The sequence below is a fragment of the Micromonospora sp. S4605 genome (genome assembly GCF_003176715.1).
Taxonomy (GTDB): Bacteria; Actinomycetota; Actinomycetes; order Mycobacteriales; family Micromonosporaceae; genus Micromonospora; species Micromonospora echinaurantiaca.
Map to the genome: position 1 here is coordinate 1 of NZ_QGSW01000226.1, position 8,321 is coordinate 8,321.

Below are 8,321 nucleotides of genomic sequence, written 5' to 3' on the forward strand. Positions count from 1 at the left end.
GCGGGGCGTGGGCCGGCACGACCAGCGGCGGCGGCACCGGCCGCGCCTGCCGGTGCGCGTCGAGGCGCGGCCCAGTTCGGCGAGGTCACGGCGGGCCTTCTCCAGGTTCTCCGGGGTCATGTCCTGGCCCCGGGCCATCACCAGGTCCTCCGGGTCCCACGGCTGCTCGCCGCCGGTGCGGATGTTGTCCGGGGCGGCGCCGGTGCCGGTCCCGGTCGCGCCGGTGCCGGCGGCGTACGGGTCACCGATCAGGTTCTCGCCGGCGCTCCGCTCGCCGCGGTCACCGGGCCCCACGAAGGTGGGATTGTCCCGGTCGGCGCCGCCCCCGGTCATCAGCTGCGGGACGCCGGTGTCGTCCTCCACCGCCGCGGCCACTTCCGGGCTCTCCTCCAGCGGGCGGTCACGGTCACGGTCCGTCATGTCGCTGCCCTCCTGTCCCAGGCGCGTTCCCTGATCCCCCTGGCCTACCCCGGGAGGCGGGTGACATGCCCGCCGGGACGCGGTCGTCCGGCCCGGGCTGGGCGGTACGTCCGGTTCAGGAGGGTCGCTTCTCCGCCGGCGACTCGGGCGGCTCGGCCGGGTTGCGCCACTGCCAGAGCAGCATCAGCACCCCGAACACGAGCATGCCGAGGCCGGCCCAGAGGTTGATCCGCACTCCCTCGGCCTTCTCCATCGCGGCGGCACCGTCGAAGACGCCGACCAGCGTGACGATCACCCCGTACGCCGTGAACAGCCCACCGATCACCCGGCGGATGTCGAACAGTCGGGCGGCGGCGGACCGGCGACGGGCCTCCTCGGTGGCCGCCACCATGTGGTCGTGCCCGTGCGGGTTGAGGTTGTCCATGGCCATGGCCGAGCACCCTTCCTAGAAGAACGGCACGTAGAGGAGGAGGGAGAAGACCAGGACGATCACGCCGAGGACGACGGGGGAGCGCCACCAGACCGCGTCCCCGGTGAGCACGTCGCCCTTCAGATCGATCCCGCCGGTGCCGTACACCAGGCCGCGCAGGTCCTCGTCCCGCCGCGGGCTGGTGAGCGGGGTGACGATCGCGGCGACCACCGCCACCGTCACGAACGCGATGCCGGCACCCCAGAAGCTCTCCTCCAGGTCGGAGTTGAAGTGCACCACCCCGCCCTTGTAGAGCAGGTAGGTGGCCAGGGCGGCCAGGGTGCCCAGGAGCAGGGAGAGGAAACCGGCCGCGGCGGTCATCCGCTTCCAGAACATGCCGATGATGAAGGTGGCGAACAGCGGCGCGTTGAACAGCGAGAAGAGCGCCTGGATGTAGTTCATGATGTTGCTGAAGCCGGCCGCGATGAAGGCGGTGCCGATGCCGATCAGCACGCCGGCGACGGTCGCCCAGCGGCCGATCCGGATGTAGTACTCGTCGGGCCGGTCCCGGCGGATGTACGACTGCCAGATGTCGTAGGTGAAGACGGTGTTGAAGCCGCTGACGTTGGCCGCCATGCCGGCCATGAACGAGGCGACCAGGCCGGTCACCGCGACGCCGAGCACGCCGTTGGGGAGCAGGTCACGCATCAGCAGCGGGATGGCGTTGTTGTAGACCAGGTCGCCGCTCTCCGCGCCCAGCCCCTGCACGGTGACCAGGGCGACCAGGCCGGGGATCACGGTGACCACCGGGATCAGCAGCTTCGGGTAGGCGGCGATGATCGGCGTCCGCCGGGCGGCGCTCATGTTCTTGGCCGACAGGGCGCGCTGCACCTCGGCGAAGTTGGTCGTCCAGTAGCCGAACGAGAGCACGAAGCCGAGGCCGAAGACGATGCCGATCCAGTGCGCGCCCAGCGGGTTGGCGGTGGTGCCGGTGTCCTGCCAGGTGTGCAGCCCGGCCTCGCCGAGCTTGGAGTCGCGCACCGCGTCCATCAGCCCGGACACCCCGCCACCTTCACCAGGCCGAGGATGGTGATCGGCAGCAGGCCGGCGACGATCACGAAGAACTGGAGCACCTCGTTGTAGATCGCCCCGGAGAGTCCGCCCACCGTGATGTAGGCCAGCACGATCAGCGCGCCGACCACGATGGCCACCCAGAGCGGCCAGCCGAGCAGCGCCTGCATGATCAGCGCCAGCGCGTACAGGTTGACCCCGGCGATCAGCACCTGGGCCACCGCGAAGCTGAGCGCGTTCAGCAGGTGGGTCGGGCGGTTGAAGCGCAGCCGCAGGTACTCGGGCACGCTGCGGACCTTGGAGCCGTAGTAGAAAGGCATCATCACGATGCCGAGGAAGACCATCGCCGGCACGGCGCCGATCCAGTAGTAGTGCAGGGTCATCGCGCCGTACTGGGCGCCGTTGGCCGCCATCCCGATGATCTCCAACGCCCCGAGGTTGGCCGAGACGAAGGCGAGGCCGGTCACCCAGGCGGGCAGCGAACGGCCGGAGAGGAAGAAGTCGACGCTGGTCCGGATCGCCCGGCGGGCGGCGAAGCCGACCCCGAGCACGGTGACGAAGTAGAGCGCCAGGATGCCGTAGTCCAGGACGTTCATGTTCAGCCGGAGGCCGCCGCCGTCCATCCCCGTCACCCCTCGTCCGCCGTCCCGCTCCGGTCGTACGCGCGCGCCCCCATCTACCCCGGGTGCGAAGTTTCACGCCTGGTACGCGTCGGGCCGCCGGACACCCGGACGCCCTCGACCGGAATCGGCCGAGGGCGCCGCGGTGGCCGGTCAGCGGCCGAGGACCCGGTCCAGGAAGTCGCGGTACTGGCGGACCGCCATCCGCAGCTGCTCGGTGTCCGTCGAGCCGGCGTCCTGCCACGCGCCGAGCCGGCTCTTCTGCGCCGACAGCGCCGAGGCGAGGGCCTGGATGGCCTCGTCCACCAGTGCCTGCGCCTCGCCGGCGGCCGCCCTCGGGTCGTCCACGAAGCGCAGCTGGATGTCCCGCCAGCGGTCCCGGAACCGCTGCGCGACGTCCGCCTCGAAAAGGGTGGCGGGCTCGGCGGGCACCGTGGTGGCGGGTTGCCCGCCGACCGTGGCGGCCTGCGGGCTCGTGGTGTCCGGGTCGACCATGGCCGGCGTGGCGCTGCCGTACCCGGCGGCCCCGGTCCCGTCCGTCAGGTCCGCGCGCCGCTCCGGGGCCCCCTCGGTGGCGTCCGGCGGCAGCACGGTCCGGGTGCCGGACGGTTCCTCGGGGTCACCGCCGGGCCGCTGTTCCGCGGCGCCGCGCGGGCCGTGGAACTCGGCCGTCGGGTCGGCCCGCCGCCCCTCGCGCGGGCCGTCGGCGGCGCCGTCGCCCGGGCGCGCGGTCCACTCCGTGCGGGGGTCCGGCTCGTCCTCCGGGCGCGGGCTGGCCAGGGCGGACGCGGCGACCGCGCCCCCCACGCTGGTGGCCCCGAACGCGGTCGGCACCGGGCCCGGTTCGTGGAACCCGGTCCGGTCGTCGTCGGCCGACGTCGCCGCCCCGGTCGCGTCGGCCCGCCGGTCGGCGTCGCGGGAGCCGGCCGGCCGGTCGGCGGTACGGTCCTCGGCGCGCTCGCCGGCGACCGTCGGGTCGTCGAAGGTGCCGCGGTCGGAGAGCACGTCCTCCGGCACGTCGGCCCGGTCGGCCCGGTCGGCCCGGTCCTCGGTCGGCGGAACCGGCACCGGCGTGGACCGGACGGCCTCGGGGTGCTCCGTGCTCACCCGCTGCTCTTCCTGGCGCATGGTGGTCTCCTCAGCGGTTCGTGACGTCGTGCGGGGTGTCCGGTTGACGCTGCTCGGGCGGCCGGGGCGCGACCGGCTCCTCGCCGAGCAGTTCGGCGAAGAGGGCCCGGTAGTGCACCACGGCCTGCCGCAGCTCCTCGGTGCTGGCCTCACCGCGGGAGTTGCGCAGGTGGATCTCGTGCGCGTCCCGGTACCGGGTGAGCGTCCGGGCGTGCTCGACGGAGAGGTGGGCGAGCTGGTCGGAGAAGTCGCCGGTGGGGTAGCCACGTTCGGCGACGAGTCGGGTGAGAAGTTCGTCCGCGTCGCCCACCGTCTCGCCCGGCGAGTCGACGAAACGCACCTGGAGTTCCTCCCAGGCGGCCGCGTACCGGGCCCGGGACTCGGCGGGGAGCGGGGTGAGGGTGAGCTCGGCGTGCCGGCGCTCCCGGTCCCGCAGTTCCCGCTCGGCGGCGGTACGGCTGTCCCGCTCGGCGACCACCCGGTCGTACTCCGGGCCGAAGCGGCGCCGCAGCGCTCGGCGCCGGCCGGCCACCAGGGCGACCGCGACCAGCGCCACGATCACCAGGACGACGAGGACTGTGACGATTACCTGCGTGGGCGACATGGCCTCCTCCTTCGCCCGGTGGTATTCCCTCGGCTCACTGATCGCCAATCCCGTTGCGCGGCACTTTCCTGACCGATCCGGCGAGATCCCGGCGTGTCGGCACGCCCCCGCGCGGACATGACAAGTCACACAGAGTGACGATTCGCCAAAACTTGACTCATTCCAGAAAACGCGCTTGGCTGGGTGAGGCCGGTCGGATCGACCCCGAGCGCCCCGCCGCCCCCGACTGCCAGCAATCCGCCCCGAGCGACGGCGACGACGTCCGAGGGCACGCCGCGACACCGATCAGGAGGAGAGCGATGAGCGACCCGCAGGCCAGCAGGCCGATCCTCACCACCCGCCAGGGCCACCCGGTGCACAACAACCAGCAGCAGCGGACGGTCGGTTCACGCGGCCCGGCGACGCTGGAGAACTACCACTTCCTGGAAAAGATCAGCCACTTCGACCGGGAGCGGATCCCGGAGCGGGTGGTGCACGCCCGCGGCTTCGTCGCGCACGGCGAGTTCGAGGCGTACGGGACCATCGGCGACCAGCCGGCGTCGACGTACACCCGGGCCAAGCTCTTCCAGACCAAGGGCAAGAAGACGCCGGTCACCATCCGGTTCTCCACCGTCATCGGCGGCCGGGACTCCTCCGAGGCGGCCCGCGACCCGCGCGGCTTCGCGGTGAAGTTCCGCACCGAGGACGGCAACTGGGACATGGTGGGCAACAACCTCCAGGTCTTCTTCATCCGCGACGCGATCAAGTTCCCGGACGTGATCCACGCGCTCAAGCCGGACCCGGTGACCTTCCGGCAGGAGCCGAACCGGATCTTCGACTTCATGTCGAACACGCCCGAGTCGATGCACATGCTGACCTGGCTCTTCTCGCCGTACGGCATCCCGCGCAACTACCGGACCATGCGCGGCTCCGGGGTGAACACCTACCGTTTCGTCAACGCCGAGGGCGAGGGCGTGCTGGTCAAGTTCCACTGGCTGTCCCAGCAGGGCGAGCACAACCTGACCCAGGCCGAGGCGAACGCCATCCAGGCCACCGACCTGGGCCACGCCTCCAAGGACCTCTACGACGCGATCGAGCGCGGCGACTACCCGCGCTGGGAACTCAACGTGCAGATCATGAGCGACGACGAGCACCCGGAGCTGGACTTCGACCCGCTCGACGACACCAAGATCTGGCCCGAGGAGGACTTCCCCTACCTGCCGGTCGGCATGATGACGCTCAACCGCAACATCACCGACCACCACAACGAGAACGAGCAGATCGCCTTCGGCACCGGCGTGCTGGTCGACGGGATCGACTTCTCCGACGACAAGATGCTGGTCGGGCGGACCTTCTCCTACTCGGACACCCAGCGCTACCGGGTCGGCCCGAACTACCTCCAGCTGCCGATCAACCGGCCGCGCGAGGACGTGGTGGTCAGCACCAACCAGACCGGTGGCTCGATGTCGTACGGGGTGGACAACCGCGGCGCCAACCCGCACGTCAACTTCGAGCCGTCCTCGGTCGCCGGGCTCCAGGAGGCCGACGAGTCCTACCGCGAGTACCGCCCGTTCGTCTCGGGGCAGATCATGAAGGCCCCGATCGAGCGGCAGAACAACTACTCGCAGGCCGGCCGCCGCTACCGCGAGATGGCCGACTGGGAGCGGGACGACCTGATCCTCAACCTGGTCACCAACCTGGCCCAGTGCGACAAGCACATCCAGGAGAAGATGGTCTGGCACTTCAGCCAGTGCGACTCCGACTACGGTCGGCGGGTCGCCGAGGGGCTCGGCCTCGCCGCCAACCTCTGATCCCGTCCGTTCTCCGAGCGCCCCGCCGGCCGACCGGCGGGGCGCTCGTCGTCCGTCCGGGTCCACGGTGGAGGGCGCGACGGACGGTAGTGCTTCGGGCGCGGATTACGTATCCTGCCGAAGGCGCCCTGCCGGCGCCGCGGCCGGGCCCCGGCCGGCCGGAAGCCACCCGGCCGGCGTCGGTTGCCCCTGCCGCCATCCTTCCGGGCGAGGTCTGATTGAACACCCGCGACTGGCCGATCCGGTCCAAGCTGACCGCGCTGGTCGTCGTCCCGGTCACCGCGCTGCTGGCGCTCTGGATCTTCGCCACCACGCTCACCTTCGGGCCCGCGCTCGACCTGCTCTCCGCCCGGACCCTCCTCTACGACCTGGGTCGCCCCGGCGAGGCCGTGGTGGCCGAGTTGCAGCGGGAACGCCGCCTCTCGGTGATCCAGCTCGCCGGGTCCGAGCCGCTGCCGGCGCTGGCCGAGCAGCGGGCGCGTACCGACCGGGCGGTGGCGGAGCTGCGCCGGCGGATCGCCGGCGACGACCTGCGGGACGCCGCCGGCGACCACCTCGACGCCCGACTGGACCAGCTGGTCACCGCCCTGGAGGGGTTGCCGCTCGGCCGCGGGTTCATCGACCGGCGGGAGGTCGACCGGGTCGGCGCGCTCAACCTCTACAGCGGGATGATCTCGTCGGCCTTCCAGACCTTCGCCGCCATGGCGACCCTGCCCGACCAGCAACTCAACCGCCAGGCGCTGGCTGTCACCGCGCTCGGCCGCTCCCGCGAGCTGCTCGGCCAGACCGACGCGCTGCTGGCCGGCGCGCTGGCCGCCGGCCGGTTCGCCGACGGCGAGCACGCCCAGCTGGTGCAGACCATCGGCAACCAGCGGTTCCTGGCCGAGACCGCGGTGGCGGACCTGCCCGACGCCGACCGCGCCGGCTACCAGCGGCTCACCGAGCAGGAGGCGTTCGGCCGGCTCCGCGCCATGCAGGACACGCTGCTGGCCGCCGACCGGTCCGCCCGCCCGCCGGTCGACGGGCCGGCGTGGCAGGCCAGCTACGAGGCCGTCCAGCAGGCGCTGCGCGACTTCGAGCTGGCCCAGGCCGACGGCCTGGCCGAGCGGTCCGTGCCGCTGGCGGTGCGGGTCCTGGTCCGGCTCGCCGCCGCCGGCCTGCTGGGCCTGACCGCCGTCGTGGTCGCGGTGGTGGTGGCGCTACGGGTCGGTCGTTCCCTCGCGCAACGGCTGACCGGCGTACGCACGGCCGCGCTGGAGATGGCCGAGCACCGGCTGCCGGACGTGGTGGCCCGGCTGCGCCGGGGCGAGCAGGTGGACGTGGCCCGGGAGGCGCCCCCGCTGGAGTACGGCGCGGACGAGATCGGCCAGGTGGGCCGGGCCTTCAACGAGGTGCAGCGGACGGCGGTGCGGGCAGCGGTGGACGAGGTGACCCTGCGCCGCGGCCTGAACGAGGTCTTCCTGAACATCGCCCGGCGCAGCCAGGGGCTGGTGCACCGGCAGCTCGCCCTGCTCGACCGGATGGAGCGGCACACCGAGGACCCGGACGAGCTGGCCGAGCTGTTCCGGGTCGACCACCTCGCCACCCGGCTGCGCCGGCACGCCGAGGACCTGGTCATCCTGGCCGGCGCGGCGCCGGGCCGGGGCTGGCGCAACCCGGTCGCCATGGTCGACCTGATCCGCGGCGCGATCTCCGAGGTCGAGTCGTACGACCGCGTCGAGATCACCACCGTGCAGCCCGCCGGCACCCTCGGCCGGGCGGTGGGTGACGTGATCCACCTGCTCGCCGAGCTGATCGAGAACGCCACCGCGTTCTCCCCGCCGGACAGCCGGGTGGAGGTGACCGGGGAGCGGGTGGCCAAGGGCTACGCCATCGAGATCACCGACCGCGGGCTGGGCATGTCGGCTGCGGCGATCGAGGACGCGAACCGGCGGCTGGCCCGCTCGCCGGAGTTCGATCCCACCGAGACCGCCCGGCTCGGCCTGTTCGTGGTGGCCCGCCTCGCCGCCCGGCACGGGGTCCGGGTGCGGCTGCGCTCCGCCGACCCCACCGGGCTGACCGCCGTGGTGCTCCTGCCCGCCGACCTGGTCACCGCCGAGCCGTCCCCGCTGCCCGCGCCGGCCGACGCCGAACCGGCGCGGGTCGGGGCGACGCCGGGGCGGCGCCAGCTGGACCGGGCCGACCGGCTGGCCAGCCTGCCCCGACCCCGGACCGGCCGGACGACCCGGCCGCGCCCCGCGCCGGACGGGACGGCCGAGCTGACCGGGCCCGGCGTGCGG

General features: G+C 72.8%; 6 protein-coding genes and 1 pseudogene. 2 read left to right on the forward strand and 5 right to left on the reverse strand.

Features of this window, described 5'->3' with window-relative positions; genetic code table 11:
* The 5 genes and pseudogenes from DLJ47_RS19260 to DLJ47_RS19280 form a co-directional block, all read right to left on the reverse strand.
* Window positions 1-420: hypothetical protein (locus DLJ47_RS19260; RefSeq protein ID WP_233257897.1), on the reverse strand; the 420-nt coding region annotated here is incomplete at its 3' end.
* Between the two features lie 115 nt (window positions 421-535).
* Window positions 536-850, reverse strand: a complete 315-nt coding sequence (locus tag DLJ47_RS19265) for a hypothetical protein (RefSeq protein WP_233257898.1) — start codon at window positions 848-850, stop codon at window positions 536-538.
* 15 nt (window positions 851-865) lie between these two features.
* Window positions 866-2,523, reverse strand: a pseudogene (locus DLJ47_RS37770) (sodium:solute symporter family protein).
* 150 nt (window positions 2,524-2,673) lie between these two features.
* Window positions 2,674-3,648, reverse strand: coding sequence for a hypothetical protein (locus DLJ47_RS19275; protein WP_109901336.1), 975 nt, complete (start codon window positions 3,646-3,648; stop codon window positions 2,674-2,676).
* Window positions 3,649-3,658: 10 nt separating this feature from the next.
* Window positions 3,659-4,252, reverse strand: a complete 594-nt coding sequence (locus tag DLJ47_RS19280; protein WP_109901337.1) for a hypothetical protein — start codon at window positions 4,250-4,252, stop codon at window positions 3,659-3,661.
* A 299-nt stretch (window positions 4,253-4,551) separates the two neighbouring features.
* Here DLJ47_RS19280 and DLJ47_RS19285 point away from each other — a divergent pair, with 299 nt between their 5' ends.
* Both DLJ47_RS19285 and DLJ47_RS19290 read left to right on the forward strand, forming a co-directional pair.
* Entirely contained in the window at window positions 4,552-6,042 is a 1,491-nt protein-coding gene (locus DLJ47_RS19285; RefSeq protein WP_109901338.1) for a catalase, read from the forward strand.
* Window positions 6,043-6,260: 218 nt separating this feature from the next.
* The coding region (locus DLJ47_RS19290) for a sensor histidine kinase (RefSeq protein WP_109901339.1) at window positions 6,261-8,321 on the forward strand (2,061 nt) is incomplete at its 3' end.

Excerpts from the sequence above, each read along its gene's own strand:
- DLJ47_RS19265 (WP_233257898.1), bottom strand. The coding sequence starts at position 850 with ATGGCCATGGACAACCTCAACCCGCACGGGCACGACCACATGGTGGCG.
- DLJ47_RS19275 (WP_109901336.1), bottom strand. The coding sequence starts at position 3,648 with ATGCGCCAGGAAGAGCAGCGGGTGAGCACGGAGCACCCCGAGGCCGTC.
- DLJ47_RS19280 (WP_109901337.1), bottom strand. The coding sequence starts at position 4,252 with ATGTCGCCCACGCAGGTAATCGTCACAGTCCTCGTCGTCCTGGTGATC.
- DLJ47_RS19285 (WP_109901338.1), top strand. The coding sequence starts at position 4,552 with ATGAGCGACCCGCAGGCCAGCAGGCCGATCCTCACCACCCGCCAGGGC.